Source organism: Mesorhizobium sp. M1399, from assembly GCF_040317735.1.
Taxonomy (GTDB): domain Bacteria; phylum Pseudomonadota; class Alphaproteobacteria; order Rhizobiales; family Rhizobiaceae; genus Mesorhizobium.
The window spans coordinates 42050-59357 of record NZ_JAMYKZ010000013.1 but is presented as its reverse complement, the minus strand read 5'-3'; the positions used below and the strand labels follow the sequence as shown (position 1 = coordinate 59357).

At 62.0% G+C, this 17308-nt stretch carries 21 protein-coding genes; 10 read left to right on the top strand and 11 right to left on the bottom strand.

The window, feature by feature from the left end; translation table 11 throughout:
- The first annotated feature begins 88 nt into the window (after positions 1 to 88).
- Both NKH05_RS23090 and NKH05_RS23085 read left to right on the top strand, forming a co-directional pair.
- Entirely contained in the window at positions 89 to 517 is a 429-nt protein-coding gene (locus NKH05_RS23090; protein ID WP_023717184.1) for a MarR family winged helix-turn-helix transcriptional regulator, read from the top strand.
- A gap of 20 nt (positions 518 to 537) precedes the next feature.
- On the top strand, positions 538 to 780 hold the full coding sequence (locus tag NKH05_RS23085; RefSeq protein WP_023717185.1) for a type II toxin-antitoxin system Phd/YefM family antitoxin: 243 nt from the start codon (positions 538 to 540) through the stop codon (positions 778 to 780).
- A gap of 5 nt (positions 781 to 785) precedes the next feature.
- On the opposite strand, the gene NKH05_RS23080 is transcribed toward NKH05_RS23085, so the two are convergent.
- Positions 786 to 2858 carry a putative bifunctional diguanylate cyclase/phosphodiesterase gene (locus tag NKH05_RS23080; protein ID WP_023717186.1) on the bottom strand — a complete coding sequence of 691 codons (2073 nt, stop codon included), beginning with the start codon at positions 2856 to 2858 and terminating at the stop codon, positions 786 to 788.
- Positions 2859 to 3123: 265 nt separating this feature from the next.
- On the opposite strand from NKH05_RS23080, the gene NKH05_RS23075 reads away from it, so the two are divergent.
- Entirely contained in the window at positions 3124 to 4311 is a 1188-nt protein-coding gene (locus tag NKH05_RS23075) for a glycine C-acetyltransferase (protein ID WP_352548954.1), read from the top strand.
- Positions 4312 to 4379: 68 nt separating this feature from the next.
- The gene (tdh, locus tag NKH05_RS23070) at positions 4380 to 5414 is read left to right on the top strand and encodes an L-threonine 3-dehydrogenase (protein ID WP_023717188.1); all 1035 of its coding nucleotides are present in this window, start codon (positions 4380 to 4382) and stop codon (positions 5412 to 5414) included.
- Between the two features lie 69 nt (positions 5415 to 5483).
- Here tdh and NKH05_RS23065 read toward each other — a convergent pair whose 3' ends face one another.
- The 3 genes from NKH05_RS23065 to NKH05_RS23055 form a co-directional block, all read right to left on the bottom strand.
- Entirely contained in the window at positions 5484 to 6200 is a 717-nt protein-coding gene (locus NKH05_RS23065) for an ISAs1 family transposase (protein ID WP_352858562.1), read from the bottom strand.
- Positions 6201 to 6234: 34 nt separating this feature from the next.
- Positions 6235 to 6576, bottom strand: coding sequence for a transposase family protein (locus NKH05_RS23060; RefSeq protein WP_353026149.1), 342 nt, complete (start codon positions 6574 to 6576; stop codon positions 6235 to 6237).
- Positions 6577 to 6788: 212 nt separating this feature from the next.
- Positions 6789 to 7238, bottom strand: a complete 450-nt coding sequence (locus NKH05_RS23055; protein ID WP_023717189.1) for a MarR family winged helix-turn-helix transcriptional regulator — start codon at positions 7236 to 7238, stop codon at positions 6789 to 6791.
- Between the two features lie 137 nt (positions 7239 to 7375).
- Here NKH05_RS23055 and hmgA point away from each other — a divergent pair, with 137 nt between their 5' ends.
- From hmgA to NKH05_RS23030, 5 genes are read left to right on the top strand one after another with little or no spacing between them, the layout of a single operon-like run.
- Complete coding sequence (gene hmgA / locus NKH05_RS23050) at positions 7376 to 8689, top strand: homogentisate 1,2-dioxygenase (protein ID WP_352856172.1); 1314 nt, start codon at positions 7376 to 7378, stop codon at positions 8687 to 8689.
- Between the two features lie 10 nt (positions 8690 to 8699).
- The gene (locus NKH05_RS23045; RefSeq protein WP_352856170.1) at positions 8700 to 9599 is read left to right on the top strand and encodes an MBL fold metallo-hydrolase; all 900 of its coding nucleotides are present in this window, start codon (positions 8700 to 8702) and stop codon (positions 9597 to 9599) included.
- A gap of 47 nt (positions 9600 to 9646) precedes the next feature.
- Positions 9647 to 10669 (top strand): fumarylacetoacetate hydrolase family protein, encoded by a 1023-nt coding sequence (locus NKH05_RS23040; protein WP_353026146.1) that lies wholly within the window; start codon positions 9647 to 9649, stop codon positions 10667 to 10669.
- Complete coding sequence (locus NKH05_RS23035; protein WP_352495266.1) at positions 10666 to 10959, top strand: hypothetical protein; 294 nt, start codon at positions 10666 to 10668, stop codon at positions 10957 to 10959. Before NKH05_RS23040 ends, NKH05_RS23035 begins: the two co-directional genes overlap by 4 nt.
- Before the next feature lie 4 nt (positions 10960 to 10963).
- Positions 10964 to 11518, top strand: coding sequence for a DinB family protein (locus tag NKH05_RS23030; RefSeq protein WP_023717193.1), 555 nt, complete (start codon positions 10964 to 10966; stop codon positions 11516 to 11518).
- On the opposite strand, the gene NKH05_RS23025 is transcribed toward NKH05_RS23030, so the two are convergent.
- The 3 genes from NKH05_RS23025 to hppD all read right to left on the bottom strand — a co-directional run bounded on the left by NKH05_RS23025 (position 11519) and on the right by hppD (position 13302).
- Positions 11519 to 11896, bottom strand: a complete 378-nt coding sequence (locus NKH05_RS23025) for a type II toxin-antitoxin system VapC family toxin (RefSeq protein ID WP_023717194.1) — start codon at positions 11894 to 11896, stop codon at positions 11519 to 11521.
- A complete protein-coding gene (locus tag NKH05_RS23020) occupies positions 11893 to 12117 on the bottom strand; it encodes a type II toxin-antitoxin system Phd/YefM family antitoxin (RefSeq protein WP_023717195.1) in 225 nt (74 codons plus the stop codon). The genes NKH05_RS23025 and NKH05_RS23020 overlap by 4 nt, the downstream gene beginning before the upstream one ends.
- Positions 12118 to 12186: 69 nt before the next feature.
- Positions 12187 to 13302 (bottom strand): 4-hydroxyphenylpyruvate dioxygenase, encoded by a 1116-nt coding sequence (hppD, locus tag NKH05_RS23015; protein WP_023717196.1) that lies wholly within the window; start codon positions 13300 to 13302, stop codon positions 12187 to 12189.
- Positions 13303 to 13455: 153 nt separating this feature from the next.
- On the opposite strand from hppD, the gene NKH05_RS23010 reads away from it, so the two are divergent.
- The gene (locus NKH05_RS23010; RefSeq protein WP_023717197.1) at positions 13456 to 13923 is read left to right on the top strand and encodes an Lrp/AsnC family transcriptional regulator; all 468 of its coding nucleotides are present in this window, start codon (positions 13456 to 13458) and stop codon (positions 13921 to 13923) included.
- A 12-nt stretch (positions 13924 to 13935) separates the two neighbouring features.
- Here the strand turns inward: NKH05_RS23010 and NKH05_RS23005 are convergent, their stop codons facing one another.
- The 4 genes from NKH05_RS23005 to aztA form a co-directional block, all read right to left on the bottom strand.
- On the bottom strand, positions 13936 to 14274 hold the full coding sequence (locus tag NKH05_RS23005) for a protein tyrosine phosphatase family protein (protein WP_023674411.1): 339 nt from the start codon (positions 14272 to 14274) through the stop codon (positions 13936 to 13938).
- 186 nt (positions 14275 to 14460) lie between these two features.
- Entirely contained in the window at positions 14461 to 15387 is a 927-nt protein-coding gene (gene aztC / locus NKH05_RS23000) for a zinc ABC transporter substrate-binding protein AztC (protein WP_023717198.1), read from the bottom strand.
- A 22-nt stretch (positions 15388 to 15409) separates the two neighbouring features.
- The gene (aztB, locus tag NKH05_RS22995; RefSeq protein ID WP_352481316.1) at positions 15410 to 16285 is read right to left on the bottom strand and encodes a zinc ABC transporter permease AztB; all 876 of its coding nucleotides are present in this window, start codon (positions 16283 to 16285) and stop codon (positions 15410 to 15412) included.
- Entirely contained in the window at positions 16285 to 17100 is an 816-nt protein-coding gene (aztA, locus tag NKH05_RS22990) for a zinc ABC transporter ATP-binding protein AztA (protein WP_352481273.1), read from the bottom strand. The genes aztB and aztA overlap by 1 nt, the downstream gene beginning before the upstream one ends.
- Positions 17101 to 17308: the final 208 nt, after the last annotated feature.

Below are 17308 nucleotides of genomic sequence, written 5' to 3'. Positions count from 1 at the left end.
ACCATATGGATAGATATCAAATGATTAGATGTCAACGCATAAGCTCGAGCCGGTTCCATAGGCTTTGCCCTTGTTCTAGTGTCGGATCATGACGCCCTTTGACCGCCCGCCGATCGGGATGAATCTCGCCCGCACCGCCAAGCTGGTCGCGCAGGCTTTCGACGCTGCCCTGGTCGAGGCGGGGGGCACGCTGCCGGTCTGGGTGACTTTGCTGTCGGTCAAGTCGCGGGAGCTGGCCAACCAACGCGAGCTCGCCGGCATGATCGGTATTCGGGGCGCAACACTGACCCATCATCTCAACGCCATGGAGACGCAAGGCCTGCTGATACGGCGCCGCGATCCCGAAAATCGCCGGGTTCACCAGGTGGAGCTGACCCAAGCCGGAGAAGCGCTGTTCCTGAAATTGCGCACCGCCGCGTTAGCCTTCGACAAGCGGCTGCGGAAGGGATTATCCGACGACAGGTTGGCGGAGTTTGCACAGGTGCTGGCCGCGCTGCGGGCCAATGTCGAAGGTTAGAATTAGGCTAGGAAAACGCTATGCGCGAAATTTCGCTGAAGGATGCCAGGACTACACTCTCGGCGCTGCTCGATCAGGTCGTCGCGGGAGAACCGGCGGCCATCACGCGGCGCGGCCGCAAGCAGGCGGTCATTTTGTCATTTCAGGACTACGAAAAACTGGCGCGTGTGCCCAACATTGGACAATTGCTGGCAGCATTTCCCGGTGATGAGGATGACCTTCCGCCTCGGCTCATCAGGTCGGTTCGCAAGCCCGAACCATGACGGATCTACGCCCGGCTGCCCTGCAGCACCGTCAGCCTGGCCTTCTTGGGCGCCCGGGCCACCAGCCATTCGCGCACCCTGTCCGGTGGCATCGGGAAAGCGATGGAATAGCCTTGCACCTGGTCGCAGCCGATCGCCATCAGCGAATCGAGCTCCGCTTCGGTTTCGGCGCCCTCGGCGACGATCGAGATGCCGAGACCGCGGGCGAGCTCGGTGAGGGCACGCACGATCTTGGTGTTGCCGCTGTTCTCGTTGATGTTCTGGACGAAACGGCGATCGATCTTCAGCCGGTCGATCTCGTTTGGATTGACATGGCTGAGCGATGCGTAGCCGGTGCCGAAATCATCGAGCTCAAGATGGATGCCGGCGGCGCGGATGTGCCGCAGCTTTGCCGCGATACCGGTCTTCTCGTCATCGAGAATAACGGATTCGACGATCTCCAGCGATAGTTTGTGCGCGGGCAGGCCAGCCCTCTCCAGCGTACCGAACAGGAAGACTTCGAAATCTGTCTCGCGCAGCTCCGAGCCGGACACATTGACGGCGATCCGTCCGAAGGCGATGCCTGCGCGGTTCCATTCGGCTGCTTCGTCGATCGCCTTGGCAATAACGATGCGGCCGATCTCGGGCATCAAGCCGCATTTTTCTGCGATCGGAATGAACTCGCCCGGCGCGATCATGCCGCGCTCGGCATGCCTCCAGCGAACCAAAGCCTCGATGCCACTGATAGCGCCATCCGACAGCGACACCTGCGGCTGGAAATAGACTTCGAACGCCTTCTCAGAGATGGCGATCCTGATGTCGAGTTCGAGCTGCTTGCGATTATCAAGTTCGCGCCTCAGCTCATCGGAGAAGAACGACAAACTGCCGCCGCCCTGCCTCTTGGCTGAATAGAGTGCCAGATCGGCATGGACGAGCAGGTCCTGCGCATTGTCGGCGTCGACGGGGTAGACCGCAATCCCGGCACTTACGCCTGGATGGATCGTCGTGCCTTGGAAGATGACCGGCTCATTGAGTTTGGCCAGCATGCGTCTGGCGACGATATCGATGTCCGCGGTGCTGCCGGCGTCGTTGAGGACGACAACGAATTCGTCGCCTCCGAGACGCACGTTGAGATCCGACGTCCGGCAGGAATCGCGCATGCGCTGCGCGGCCACCACCAGCACATAATCGCCAGCGGCGTGGCCGAGCGTGTCGTTGATCTGCTTGAACCGGTCGAGGTCGAACTGCACTACGGCGACCCGCTCACGCCTTCGCTGCGCACCACTGATGAACGTATCGAAATGGTCGGTCAGGAAGGTACGGTTGTGCAGGCCGGTCAGCCCGTCATGCACGGCAATGAAGGCCATGGAATTGCGTGCATCGACCAGCTCGCGCGTCCGGCGCAAGATGGCATTCGACATCGGCCGGAAAATGAAAAGTGCCACCAGCAGGATGACGCCGATGGTCGAATGGAACAATGTGCGATGAAGATCGAGGAGCCTTTCGGAGCGCTGGTCCGCGTAGGCGCTGATGCGCTGGCCGAGTGCTGCGTAGCCCGACAATGTTGCGTTGGCAACGGAAGCGTCCAGATTAACGCGCTCCTCTCCGCCCTTGTAGCCGCCGCTGCCGGTCGTGTTGAGCCGCGATTCGAATGAAGAGATCAGACGCTCGCCGTTGGCGATAAGCCCGACCGAGAAATAGTCGAGATGGTACGGCTTGGCGAAAAGCACGCTCTCGATCGATTTCGGATCGAATCTTGCCGGCGACACCGGATCGGCGGCGGTCCGCTCGAGCAGCAGATCGTAGTTCTTCTCGAACTCCACTGTCGCTTGCTTGAGCGCGCTAACCAGGGCGTGCTGTTGATCGCGCGAGGCGCTGCCTGTTGCGCCGGCAAGGAAGACGATGCGCTGCGACAGGGCTTTTTGTGTGCTGACGATATCGAGCAGCGCCTGATTGTGCCGTTGGGTCGCCATCACCTGTTGCAGCAGGATGAAGGACGCCACTACCATGGCGGCTATGATCAGCAGAGCCAGCCAGTAGCCGGACTTGATCAGGAGTATAAGCCTGCCCGAAACGGCGTGCACCGGCTGCTGCGACATTTTCCGAGTCGGCCCTCTCGCCAACGAATTCTTGTGCGACAACCTTTGGCTTCAAAGTGTTAACAGCTTTGGGATGGCAACAGGCCGGCGGCGACGACCGTGGCGGGAAACCCGCAAAGTGGTTATTGCAATCTTTCGCGGCGCCTCTGCATTTGAACATCGTGGCCTCTGCCGTGCCATTGCCGCCACCGAAGCGGTCGCTTTTGCGATGGATTTTTCGTCCGCGCGGCGCGACAGTCCTCATCGATCTCAACAGGGCCTGATCATGACCGAAGCATTCCTTTCCCACATCGACAGCGAGCTTGAAGGACTGAAATCGGCAGGTCTCTACAAATCCGAGCGGGTGATAACCTCGACCCAATCGGCCGAGATCGAGGTGGGCGGCGAGAAGGTGCTGAATTTCTGCGCCAATAATTATCTCGGCCTCGCCGACAGCGCCGAACTGCGGGAAGCAGCCAAGCAGGCGCTCGACCGTTACGGCTACGGCATGGCGTCGGTGCGCTTCATCTGCGGCACGCAGGAAGAACACAAGCAGCTCGAGGCGACCATTTCTGATTTCCTCGGCATGGAGGACACTATCCTCTACGGCTCCTGCTTCGATGCTAATGGCGGCCTGTTCGAGACGCTGCTCGGCGAGGAGGATGCGGTCATCTCCGATGCGCTGAACCACGCCTCGATCATCGACGGCGTGCGGCTGTCGAAGGCAAAGCGCTTCCGCTACGCCAACAACGACATGGCCGATCTGGAGGCGCGGTTGAAAGACGCGAGCGACTGCCGGTTCCGGCTGATCGCCACCGACGGCGTGTTCTCGATGGATGGCACCATCGCCAATCTGAAGGGCGTCTGCGACCTCGCCGACAAATACGATGCGATGGTGATGGTCGACGACAGCCATGCAGTTGGTTTCGTCGGCAGGAATGGCCGTGGCTCGGCCGAACATTGTGGCGTCGAGGGCAGGGTGGACATCATCACCGGTACGCTCGGCAAGGCATTGGGCGGAGCGTCGGGCGGCTACACGTCGGGCAGGAAGCCGGTGGTCGACTGGCTGCGCCAGCGCTCGCGGCCCTATCTTTTTTCCAACACGCTGATGCCGGCGATCGCCGGCGCCTCGATAAAGGTCTTCGAACTGATCAAAGTCGGGGATGGATTGCGGAAGAGGCTCTACGACAATGCCGGGCATTTCCGGTCCGAGATGGGCAAGCTCGGCTTCACCCTGGCCGGCGCTGACCACCCGATCATCCCCGTGATGCTTGGCGATGCGACGCTGGCGCAGGAGATGGCGGCGCGGATGCTGAAGCGCGGCATCTATGTCATCGGCTTCTCGTTCCCGGTGGTGCCGAAGGGCCAGGCGCGCATCCGCACGCAGATGTCGGCCGCCCATTCCAGCGCAGACATCGATCGCGCGGTTGAGGCGTTCGCCGCAGTCGGTCGGGAACTCGGCGTGATTTCCTGAACGGCCGGAACCGAAAAGCGATTCCGGATCAAGAGGTTCAAGCGACTAAGGTTCTGGGGAACAAAAGAATGTCGAACATGATGAAGGCGCTGGTCAAGGCCAAGGCCGAGCCGGGCATCTGGATGGAAGAAGTGCCGGTGCCGGAGATCGGCCCCAACGACGTGCTGATCAAGATCAGGAAGACGGCGATCTGCGGCACCGACGTCCACATCTATAATTGGGACCAGTGGGCGCAAAAGACCGTGCCGGTGCCGATGGTTACCGGCCACGAATTTGTCGGAACCGTCGCCGATTTCGGTGCGGCGGTGACCGAGTACAAACTCGGCCAGCGCGTTTCCGGCGAAGGCCATATCGTTTGCGGCCATTGCCGCAACTGCCGGGCGGGCAGGGGGCATTTGTGCCGCAACACGCTCGGCGTCGGCGTCAACCGGCCGGGCGCCTTTGGCGAATACCTGGCGATCCCGCAGCACAATGTGGTGCCGATCCCCGACGACGTGCCCGACGAGATCGCGGCGATCTTCGATCCCTTAGGCAATGCTGTTCACACCGCATTGTCCTTTGATCTCGTCGGCGAGGACGTGCTGGTCACCGGCGCCGGGCCTATCGGCATCATGGGTGCACTGGTGGCGCAGTGCGTCGGCGCGCGAAAAGTGGTCATCACCGATATCAACCCGGTGCGCCTGGCACTGGCGAAAAAGCTTGGCGTTCAGCATGTCGTCGACGCATCGAAGGAAAAGCTGCGCGACGTGATGCCGGCGCTTGGCATGACCGAGGGCTTTGACGTCGGCCTCGAAATGTCGGGCGCAGCCCCTGCCTTCCGCGACATGATCGACACCATGAACAATGGCGGCAAGATCGCCATTCTCGGCATCGCGCCGACCGGCTTCGAAATCGACTGGAACAAGGTCATCTTCAAGATGCTGCATCTGAAGGGCATCTACGGCCGCGAGATGTTCGAGACCTGGTACAAGATGATTGCGCTGGTGCAGGGTCCTCTCGATGTCAGCGGCCTGATCACCCACCGCATCGGCATCGACGACTATGTTTCCGGCTTCGAAGCGATGAAGAGCGGCAATTCCGGCAAGGTGGTGATGGACTGGTAGGCGATCAGAAATGTTGGCGGGACAGCACCCCCCTCTGGCCTGCCGGCCATCTCCCCCTGTAAGGCAGGGCTATCGCATATGAGTGATGGCATTGATGAGATAGTCGTCGTTCCAGGCGCATTTCTTGATGCGATGGCTGATGGGAACTTTGGCAGCATCGGCGGCCTGAAGGATGTTTCTGGCGAGGCGATTGAGAAGGGCTGTGTTGGCGGGAGCATTGTCCTTGCGGGCACGGCTGAGATCCTCATCGAGATGGACATCGAGCATCCAATGCAGGCCGTTCTCGATCTGCCAATGAGCTCTGGTGAGGTCGAGCGCCCGCTGCGGCGACATGAGCGTGGAGGCCATGAACAGGCGCATCAAAGGTCTGGCCTGATCGCGCCGGCTGGTGATGCGGATGAAGGCCTGGTGGCCAGGCATCAGCGGCTCGGCCGCCGCCACGATCTCGGCCTGCCGCCACTCGTTGCGGCCGTGGCTGGTCTCGGTGCGCTCGGCAATGGAAGGGGTGGCGTCGGCCAGTTGCAGGTTGGCGCGGCGCAGCCAATGACGACGGTTGCCCTTCAGCGCAAGCAGGTAATCGCCACCTCTTTGGGTAATGGCCGCAGCCATGCGGGTGTGGCAGTGGAGCGCATCGGCGGTGACCAATCTGCCCGTAAGATCAATGAGTTCGACGACCTTGAGCGCGGCCTCGACTTCGTTCTCACCATCGCTCGGCGAGACTGCCGCCAGGCACAGCCGGGTCTCGGTGGCGAAGGCCGACACCGTCAACGGCGGACTGGCTGCCAAGCCCTTCTCGTAGGCCCGCCGCAAAGCCTTGCCGTCAAGCGACACCACCTCGGGGCGTCTCTCGGCTGGCTCGGGCGAAAGCTGCGGCAAAGGCAGCAAAGGCGCGACCGAAGGCCTCCGGGTCGAGCAGGCGCAGCAGCCGCGAGAAGGTGTCGTGGCTGGGGGCTGCGTCATAGTCGATCAGCCGCGACAGCGCCTGCTTGCGCTCCTGCGCGAACAGGGCAAATTCCGTCGCATTGCTGGCGCCGCACAGGCTTGCTGCGATCATCATCACGATCAGGTCGCCAAGCCGGTGCGTGGCGTTGGGCGCGCGTGGATCAGGCACCGCGCCAAAGTAGCTCTCAAGGCAGGAAATGGCAGTCGCTCCTTCGCTCACCTGCCTCTCCAAAGAATCCTTTCTCAGCCTAAACTCAACCCCAAAATCGCCATATGCGATTCCCCTGCCCTCAAGGGGGGAGATTGGCAGCTTCGCCGACATCGCTCTTCTTTGGAGATTGGCGAAAGCCGAAGCGACGTCCAATCTCCCCCCTTGAGGGGGAGATGTCCGGCAGGACAGAGGGGGTGTGAACGATCGCTGCGTAGCAGCTTTCACAGCTCCTTTCGTCGATCCGGCAACGCCATCTCCAGGGCCGCCACTCCGCTGACAACGGCCGCTCGCTGTTCCGTGCTCAGCCTCGCAAGCAATTCCAGCTCGAACGCTTTAGCCAGCGGCACCATCTCGCGATAGGCGACAAGGCCAGCTCGGGTCAGCGTCAGATGCTCGACCCGCCTGTCTTTTCCATCCGGTGTGCGAGTGAGCCAGCGGCGCCGTTCGAGCTCGGCGACGGCTCGCGAAACCTTGGTCTTGTGCATGGCCGACTGCTCGCCGAGTTCCGTCGCGGTCATGGTGCCGTGCTGGCCGAGCCCGGCCAGCGTGCGCCATTCGGGTCGGGTCAGGCCGTGACGGTCCTTGTATATCCTGGAGAATTCCCGGCTGACGGCATCGGCGAGACGGTAGAGCCGGTAGGGCAGGAAGCTTTCGAGTTCCAGGACGTCCATGATTTTGTATCCCGGCAGACGCCGTGGTTGATAGTTACATTTTCAATGGTTACAGATCAAACCAGTTTGGTCAATGCTTGAGTGCCGCAGCCATCGGAGGCGAGGAGCGCGCTCTGTCAGTATCCAGGGAGGATGCCATGGCCTATTCCTACATGCCGGGTTTCGGCAACGACTTCGAGACCGAGACTTTGCCGGGCTCGCTGCCGCAAGGACGCAACTCGCCGCAGCGGCCGGCCTACGGCCTCTACGCCGAGCAGCTTTCGGGCTCTCCTTTCACTGCGCCGCGCGGCACCAATGAGCGCTCCTGGCTTTATCGGATAAGGCCGAGCGTCAGGCATACCGGTCGCTTCAAAGCGGCGAATTATCCGCTGTGGAAAAGCGCGCCGAACGTCGGCGACCACCAGCTCGCTCTCGGCCAGTATCGCTGGAGCCCCGTGCCGATGCCGAAAGAGCCGACAGACTTCATCGCCGGCATGCGCTCGATCACCACCGCCGGCGACGTGCTCGGCCAGACCGGCATGGCGGCACATGTCTATGTCGCCAACCGTTCGATGGCCGACGACCATTTCTTCAACGCCGACGGCGAGTTGCTGGTCGTGCCCCAGGTTGGAGCCTTGCGCTTGATCACCGAGATGGGCGTCATCGAACTCACGCCAGGCGAGATCGCCGTGCTGCCGCGTGGCCTGGTGTTCAAGGTCGAACTGTTGGATGCCGAAGTGCGCGGCTATGTCTGCGAGAATTACGGCGCCAAGCTGACGCTGCCGGATCGCGGCCCGATCGGCGCCAATTGCCTGGCCAATCCGCGCAATTTCAAGACGCCCTGCGCCTGGTTCGAGGATAAGGACACGCCCTGTCGGCTGATCGTGAAATGGTGTGGCCAGTTCCATGTCACCGAGATCGATCATTCACCGCTCGATGTGGTGGCGTGGCACGGCAACTATTCACCCTACAAATATGATCTTGCGACGTTTTCCCCCGTCGGCGCGATCCTGTTCGATCATCCCGACCCATCGATCTTCACCGTGCTGACCGCGCCGAGCGGCGAGGAAGGCACTGCCAATATCGATTTCGTCATCTTTCCGCCGCGCTGGCTGGTTGCCGAAAATACGTTCCGCCCGCCGTGGTATCACCGCAACATCATGAGCGAGTTCATGGGCCTGATCCATGGTCAGTACGATGCCAAGGAAGAGGGCTTTGTGCCCGGCGGCATCAGCCTGCACAACATGATGCTGGCCCACGGACCCGATGCGCCTGGCTTCGAAAAGGCCTCGCGCGCGGAGCTGAAACCGGTCAAGCTCGCCAACACCATGGCCTTCATGTTCGAGACACGCTTCCCGCAGATGGTGACCCGCTATGGCGCCGAGCTCGAAACCCGGCAGGACAATTATATCGACTGCTGGGCCGATCTGAAGAAACGCTTCAACGGCACGCCCGAGGGCGACTGGTCTTGAGCGCCGTCGCATGATGGATCGTCTGGTGCTTCTTGGCTCCAAGGGTGGTCCGGCGCTCCGGCCGGGCGGACCGTGGCCGAGTTCATCGCTGCTGGAGATTGGCGGCCGCACCCTCGTCGTCGATTGCGGGCTGGGCGTAACGCGCGGGCTGACCGATGCCGGCGTCAGTCTGAAGGCGCTTGACCTGATCTTCATCACGCATTTGCATTCAGACCATGTGCTGGAACTCGGACCGTTGATCCACACCGCATGGACGGCCGGCCTGGGGACAAAGGTTACCGTATTCGGCCCGCCCGGCATCGGCTACTATTGGCAGCGCTTTTGCCAGGCGATGGAGTTCGACATCGAGATCCGCATCGCCGACGAAGGGCGGCCGGATCTCCGCGACCTGGTCTCGATTGTCGAGTTTGGTGAAGGCCAGGTGGCGGAAGAGCGCGGTCTCAAAATATCGGCCTTGCGTGTCGACCACCCGCCGGTGACGGACTGCTTTGCGCTGCGCTTCGAGCAAGCCGGGCAAAGCATCGTCTTCTCGTCCGATACGGCGTTCTTTCCGCCATTGGCGGATTTCGCCGAGGGCGCCGATGTCCTGGTCCACGAGGCCATGCTGGAAGAGGGTATCGAGCGGCTGGTCGCGAAGACGGGCAACGGCGCAAGGCTGAGGGAACACCTGCTTGCCAGCCACAGTTTTGCCGAGGAAGCCGGCCGCATCGCCAGTGATGCAGGCGTCAAAAGGCTGGTCCTCAACCACCTCATTCCCGCCGACGATCCCGAGATCGGCGAGGCCGACTGGATCGCCGCCGTCAGGAAAACATGGGCCGGCGACTTGACGATCGCCCGCGACGGCCTTGTTGTGGGGCTGGAGCATGATCCCGAAAAGTGGGAACCGGTTTTCGGACGAGATCATGCGTAGAACAAAAATCAAAGCAGCACCAAAGCTGCGCCAGGAGAGGAAACCGCATGAAGCTTGCCACCTTGAAGGACGGGACGCGCGACGGAAAACTCGTCGTCGTCTCGCGCGACCTGACGCGGTTTACCGATGCGTCGTTCCTGGTGCGGACGCTGCAGGCCGCGCTCGATGACTGGCGTCGGATCGCGCCGCATCTCGCTGCCATGGCCGAATCGCTGGAGAACAATGCGGTGCCGTCGGCTCGCTTTCACGAGCACGACGCCCATTCGCCGCTGCCGCGCGCCTACCAATGGGCCGACGGCTCGGCCTATGTGAACCATGTCGAGCTGGTGCGGAAGGCGCGCGGCGCCGAGATGCCGGCAAGCTTCTGGACCGATCCGCTGATCTACCAGGGCGGCTCGGACGCCTTCCTCGCACCGCGCGACCCAATCCGCATGATCGACGAGACCCTTGGCATCGACCTGGAAGGCGAGGTCGCCGTCATTGTCGACGACGTGCCGATGGGCGCTGGCCTCGACGAGGCGCGGGCAGCGATCCGGCTGGTCATGCTGGTCAACGACGTGACGCTGCGCGGCCTGACCGGACCCGAGCTTGCCAAGGGGTTCGGCTTCTTCCAGTCGAAACCGTCATCAGCCTTTTCGCCGGTTGCGGTGACGCCGGACGAACTGGGCGATGCCTGGGACGGCGGCAAGGTCAGCCTGCCGCTGCTGGTCGATCTCAACGGCAAACCGTTCGGCCGGGCGAACGCCGGCATCGACATGACCTTCGACTTTCCGGCGCTGATTGCCCATGCCGCAAAAACGCGGCCGCTGGCCGCCGGCACCATCGTCGGTTCGGGCACCGTCTCCAACAAGCTCGATGGCGGGCCGGGCAAGCCTGTCTCGGCGGGCGGCGCCGGCTATTCCTGTATCGCCGAGTTGCGTATGATCGAGACCATCGAAGCCGGCGAACCGAAGACGCCGTTTCTGCGCTTTGGCGATACCGTGCGCATCGAGATGAAGGACAGGGGCGGGCATTCGATCTTCGGCGCCATCAAGCAGAAGGTCGAGAAATACGAGGGGGCAAGAGAATGACAGGCGAGACATTCTATCTCCTGTGCGGTGTCTGGGCCCTTGTCATGCTGGCGATCTTCATCCAGGCGATCCGGCTGAGCTATCGCATCGAGGCGCGCTCGCCCGGCCTGACCAACCGCAGCGGCTTTCCGCGCAAGACGATGATGTTTCACACCGTCACCAACACGAACGTCGCGCGTGACCAGGAAACGCAAGGCATGCGGCGGCGCATGATCGGGCTGCTGCTGATTGTTCTCGCTGGATTCCTGCTAATGGGGGCAGGCTTGTCGTTGGTCCGGTCAGCTGCGTGAAGTCATGGACCTGCTGAACCATTTCCGCCGCATGGCGCGCAACAATCTCTGGTCGAACGACCGGCTTTATGGCGCCGTACTGCAGCTTAAGCCTGGTGAATTCGAAGCCGAGCGAACCAGCTTCTTCCCGTCGATCAAGGCAACGCTGAACCACATTCTGGCGGTCGATCACCTCTATCTCGATTTTCTCGAAGAGGGCGGCGTCGGCGCCGCGGCCTATGATGAGTTCTTGCGCTTCGACGAAGCGGACGCGCTCTTTGGCAAGCGGGCGGAGGCCGACCGGCGGCTGATCGCTTTTTGCGACCGCCTGTCGGCGGACGATCTCGAACGCCGCGTCGTCACTGATCGGCGCGAGGACGGCATGATACCGGAGCGGATCGGCGATTTGCTCGCCCATCTCTTCATCCACGACATCCATCATCGCGGCCAGGTGCACGCGATGCTGTCTGGCACCTCGGTGAAACCGCCACAACTCGACGAGTTCTTCCTCGATTACGATGTTAAGTTGAGGAAAGCCGAAGTCGAGCGGCTGGGACTGCGAGACCAACTGCTTGGCTAATTATGCCAAAGCCACATCGTAACTGGCGAAATGCGGGTCGGATGTAAGGATGGTGAGATTCTCCATTTGCGCCTGCGCAATCAGAAGTCTGTCGAACGGATCACCATGGTGGTGGGGTAGGCTGCCGACGGCGTTTGCGTGCTGGAAGGTTACGGCGAGCGGCTGAAATTGCATCCTTGGAAGCAGCGTTGGCAGGTCGTCCGGCGCATCGAGTTTTCTGATCGAGCGTTTGATGGCAATTTCCCAGACGCTAGCCGCGCTCGCGAACACCACCGCTTCCGAAGCCAGAATAGCGCGGTGGTGCTCGCTGAGACGCCGATCGTCCGAAATCGACCAGAGGATGATGTGTGTGTCGGCGAGAAACGGGCCGACCGTCATTTCACGTACTCATCCCACTCGGGACCGAGTTCATCAAAATCGTCCGCAATCCAGATCTTGCCCTTCAATGCGCCGATACGCGGCAGGGATTCGGCCACTGCCGGAGGTACGATACGCGCCGCCACCTTGCCGTGGCGTGTGAGCACGATCTCCTCGCCGGCTTCCGCACGGCTGACGAGTTCCGACAATTTGGCCTTGGCTTCGGCAATGGAAACATTCATGACTCGATCCTTTATGACCAGAATTTAGGTCATAACTGATCAAACCACAAGGCACCTCGGCCGAACTGGCTACGCTGCCTTGCCGTCCACCTTCAGCACGCCGCGCTTGATCTGGTCCTGCTCGATGGATTCGAACAGAGCGCGGAAATTGCCCTCGCCAAAACCTTCGTCGCCCTTCCTCTGGATAAACTCGAAGAAGATCGGCCCGATCACAGTCTTTGAAAAAATCTGCAGCAGGATCTTGGTCGTGCCGCCGTCGACGACGCCTTCGCCGTCGATCAGGATGCCGTGCCTTTTCATGCGCTCGATCGGCTCTTCATGGCCGTTCACGCGGGCATAAGACATGTCGTAATAGGTCTCGGGCGGGCCCGGCATGAACTTCAGGCCGTTGGCGGCCAGCCTGTCGGTGGCGCCGTAAATGTCGTCGGTGCCGACGGCGATGTGCTGGATGCCCTCGCCATTGTACTTCTTCAGATATTCGGCGATCTGGCTGGTCTCGTCCTTGGACTCGTTGAGCGGGATGCGGATCTTGCTGCAGGGCGAGGTGATGGCGCGGCTGACCAGGCCGGTGATCTTGCCGTCGATGTCGAAGAAATGGATCTGCTTGAAGCCGAACAGGTCGCGGTAGAAATCCCACCATTTGTCCATCTGGCCGCGATAGACATTGTGGGTCAGGTGGTCGAGATAATAGAAGCCGACGCCTTCCGGCCTGGGATCGCGCTCGCCCAGCCAGTCGAACTCGGCGTCGTAAGCCGAGCCCTTCTCGCCATAGGTTTCGATGAAATAGAGCAGCGATCCGCCGATACCGACGATTGCCGGCACGTCGAGCGACTTGCCGGCGCCTTCATAGGGCGTCGCGCCCTTGGCAACGGCGTGGTCGAAGGCATGCCTGGCATCGACCACCCGCCACGCCATCGAGGCGGCGCAAGGGCCGTGCTTGTCGACGAATTTCATCGCATGCGAGCCGGGTTCGGCATTGACGACATAATTGATGTCGCCCTGCCGCCAGACGGTGATGTCCTTGCTGCGGTGCTTGGCCACCGGCACGTAGCCCATGCGGGTGAAAAGCTCGGCGAGCTTTTCCGGCTCGGCATGCGCGAATTCGACGAATTCGAAGCCGTCGGTGCCGGCGGGATTGGTTTTGCTGATCTTGGCGGGCGGTGCGTCGTGCGGGAAGGGACCCATGGCATTGCTCCGAAATCTGGCCCGAAATCTGGCATTGGCCGCATCGGCCATATCTGAGCCCAATCATAGCGCGGAGCGAGTGCAAATTGCTTGCATTCAAACGCTTGAAATGTTCCGATCATGCGCAACTTGTGCATGACCGGGTCGAAATCCATGGATGAAGCGCGCATTGACCAGTTTGACCGCAAGATAATGGCTCTGCTGCAGGCCGACGCGCGGTTGACCAACAACGATTTGTCGGAACGAGTGAATCTGTCAGCGTCGCAATGCTCGCGCCGTCGCCAGCGGCTGGAGGAGGACGGTTATATCAAGGGCTACCGGGCGGTGCTCGACCGCGACAAGCTCGGCTTTTCCCTGGTCAACGTCATTTCGGTGACGCTCGCCACCCACAACCGCGACAATGCGCGGCGTTTCGGCGAATTAGTGGCGCGGCTGCCGCAAGTGCAGGAAGCGCACGCGCTGACCGGCGAGATGGATTATATATTGAAAGTGGTGACGCCGGACCTGAAGTCGCTGTCGGAATTCGTCAACAGCGTGCTGCTCCCGCACGAATCGGTGCAGCATGTGAAGACGGCGATCGTGCTGGAGACGTTGAAGGAGACCGGCGCGCTGCCGATCTGAGGGCGCGAACGTTCACCCCTTCGATTGCTGGATCAGCCCATAGAGATTGGTGCAGCGGGCGCCGGACCGGCAATAGGCGAACACCGGGCCTTCGAGTTCGTCGAGCGCCTCAGCCTGGTCCTCGACATTCTCGGCCGTGATCTGGCCGCTGATGACGGGGATGTAGCGGAAGGCGAGCCCGGCGCCCTCGACCGCCGCCTTGACGGTGTCGGCCGATGGCTGGCCGGGCTGCTCGTCGTCCGGCCGGTTGCAGATCACGCTCTTGAAGCCGGCGGCCTTGATGGTCGCGACATCCTCGGGCTGGATCTGGCCCGAGACCGAATAGTCCTCGCTGATCTGACGGTATTCCATGGCTGGGGTCCTCGCAATCTGGTTAGCGGCAGTCTTGCCACTCCCTGACCCGGTCGGCAATCCGCGCGAAAAGAAATCCATCCGCGCAGATAGAGATTTCGATGCCGGAAATCCAGCCGGGCTAACGCCGCATGTCGCCAGGACGCATCATGCGCCAGCCCGGCTGGATGAACCGGATCGGTCGGCTCAGCTGCCGAGGATCGCGCCTTTGATCTGGGCGATGTTGTTGTGCATCAGGTCGATATAGGTCGAGGCCGGGCCGTCGGGCTGTGAGAGCGCATCGGAATAGAGCGTGCCGCCCACCTTGATGCCGGTCTCGCTGGCGATCTGCTCGATCAGCCGCGGATTGGTGATGTTCTCGACGAAGATCGCCGCCGCCTTGTCCTGTTTCACCTGGCTGACCAGCTTGGCGACGTCGGCGGCGGAGGGCTCCGACTCGGTCGACACGCCTTCCGGGGCCAGGAACGTCAAGCCGTAGGCCTGCTCGAAATAGCCGAAGGCATCATGCGAGGTGATGACGACGCGCTTCTCTTGCGGGATCGACTGGATCGCTGCCTGTACCTCGCCCTCGAGCGCATCGAGCTTTTGCGTATAGGCGGCTGCATTGGCCTTGTAGCTGTCGCAACCCGCAGCGTCGGCCGTGCAGAAGGCGTCGGCGATGTTCTTCACATAGATCTTGGCATTGGCGATCGACTGGAAGGCGTGCGGATCGGTTGCCGTCTCACCATCGGCGTGGGCGTCGGCCTCGGCGAATTCGGGCTTGAAATTGATCGGCGTGACGCCCTTGGTCAGCACGGCGACGGTCGCCTTGGTTGCGCTGGCGTCGACCAGGCGCTGCAGAAAACCTTCGAAATGCAGGCCGTTGACCAGCACGATGTCGGCCTTGGCCATCGCCACCGCATCGGCTGGGCTCGGCTCGTAGACATGCGCATCCCCGTTCGGCCCGACGATGGTGGTCAGATCGATCCGGTCGCCGCCGACATTCTTGGCGAAGTCTCCGATGATGGTGAAACTGGCGACCACTTTCAACGGCTCCGCGAAAGCCGAAGATGCGCCAAAGGCGGTTAATGTTATAACGCTCACGGCCAAAGCGGCGCGGATCGATTTCAGCATGGACAAGTCTCCTTCGTTGGGATCAGGCAGTTCTGTGGCGGTGATGGATGATGCGGGCGCGCAGGATGCCGCGCGTCCCGAACAGGATCGAGGCGAAATAGACGACGCCGGCGGACAGGATGATGGCCGGGCCGGAGGGCAGCGACGCATGATAGGACAACAGCAGCCCGGCAATGCAAGAGGCAAAGCCGATCACTGTCGCCAGCACGCACATCGGCTCGACGCGCGAGGTCCAGAAGCGGGCCGCCGCTGCCGGCAGCATCATCAGCCCGACCGACAGCAAGGTGCCGAGCGCCTGGAAGCCGCCGACGAGGTTGAGCACGACGAGGCCGAGAAAGATGAAATGCACCGGGCTGCCCATCCGGCTGACCGAGCGCAGGAACAAGGGGTCGAGGCATTCGGCGACCAGCGCTCGCCAGAAGATGGCGAGGCTGACCAGCGTCACCACGACGATGCCGCCGATCAGCGTCAGCGCCTCGTTGTTCAGCGCCAGCACGGTGCCGAAAAGCACATGCATGAGATCGACGCTGGAGCCGCGGATCGACACCATAAGCACGCCGATCGCCAGCGAAATCAGATAGAAGGCCGCCATCGAGGCGTCCTCGCGCTGGATGGTGAAGCGCGAGACGGCGCCGGCGCCGAGCGCCACGATGATGCCGGCGATCAGTCCGCCGATGGTCATCGGCAGGATCTCCAGGCCATAAAACAGGAAGCCGGCGGCAGCACCCGGCAGGATGGCATGGGCCATGGCGTCGCCGGACAGGCTCATGCGCCGCAGCATCAGGAACACGCCGACCGGGCAGGCGCCGAGCGACAGCATCATCGAACCGGCGAGCGCCCGCTGCATGAAGGCGTAGTCGGCAAACGGGGCGACGAAAAGACCGTAAAGCACGTCCATCATGCCGCCCTCGGCCCGGAGCCGTGATGATGGTCATGGCTATGCTCGTGGCTGCTGTGATCGTGCACACTGTGATCATGCTCGCCAGGCTCGCACCATGGCGCGTTGTCCTCCCAGGCTTCGTGGAAGCGGCGCGCGCGCAACAAATTCTCCGGCCGCAGCGTCTCTCTGGTCTCGCCCCAGGCGACCGGCTGGCGCGCCAGGAGCAGTGTTTCGGGGAAATTCTGCCGCACCAGGTCGAGATCGTGGACGACCACCATGATCGTACGCTCCTCGCCATGCCAGCGCTTGATCAGTGCGATCAGGTCGCCGACGGTCTTCGTGTCGACGGCATTGAACGGCTCATCGAGCAGGATGAGCTCGGCATCCTGCAACAGCACGCGGGCAAACAGCGTGCGCTGCAGCTGGCCGCCCGACAACGTGTCGATCGGCCGCTTCTCGAAACCGCCGAGGCCGACGGCCATCAGCGCCTTGCTGACCGAGTCGCGATCTTCCCTGGTATAGCGGCCGAGCATGCCACGCCGCGGCCACAGGCCAAGCGAAACCAGGTCGACGACCCGGGCCGGAAAGGAGCGGTCGAGCTCGGACTGCTGCGGCAGGTAGGCGGCGCGCACGCCGGGCGCCCGGATCACCGCGCCGGCCATCGGCTTCAGGACGCCAACGATGCCCTTCATCAGCGTCGACTTGCCGGAGCCGTTGGCGCCGACGACCGCCGTCAAGGACCCCTTGCGGATCGTACCATTGAGGTGGTGGATCGCAGGATGGCTGTTATAGCCCAGCGTCAGGTCGCGGAAGGTCAGGCAGGTTTGGCTCATGTGACGATCCATGGGGCGACGATCGGTGCTGCAGGGGCGGATTCGATATGTGATGTTATTACATTAGTCAACAAGCCAATCGGGCGGAATTGCGGCCGGGCCGTCATGTTGTCCGCTTTGGCTTGGCTCAAGAGGTTCCGCTCGAGCGGCCTTGCTCGAAGCCAGCAGCGATCCTAAACAGGCGCAGCCGACAAGAGAAAGCCGGACA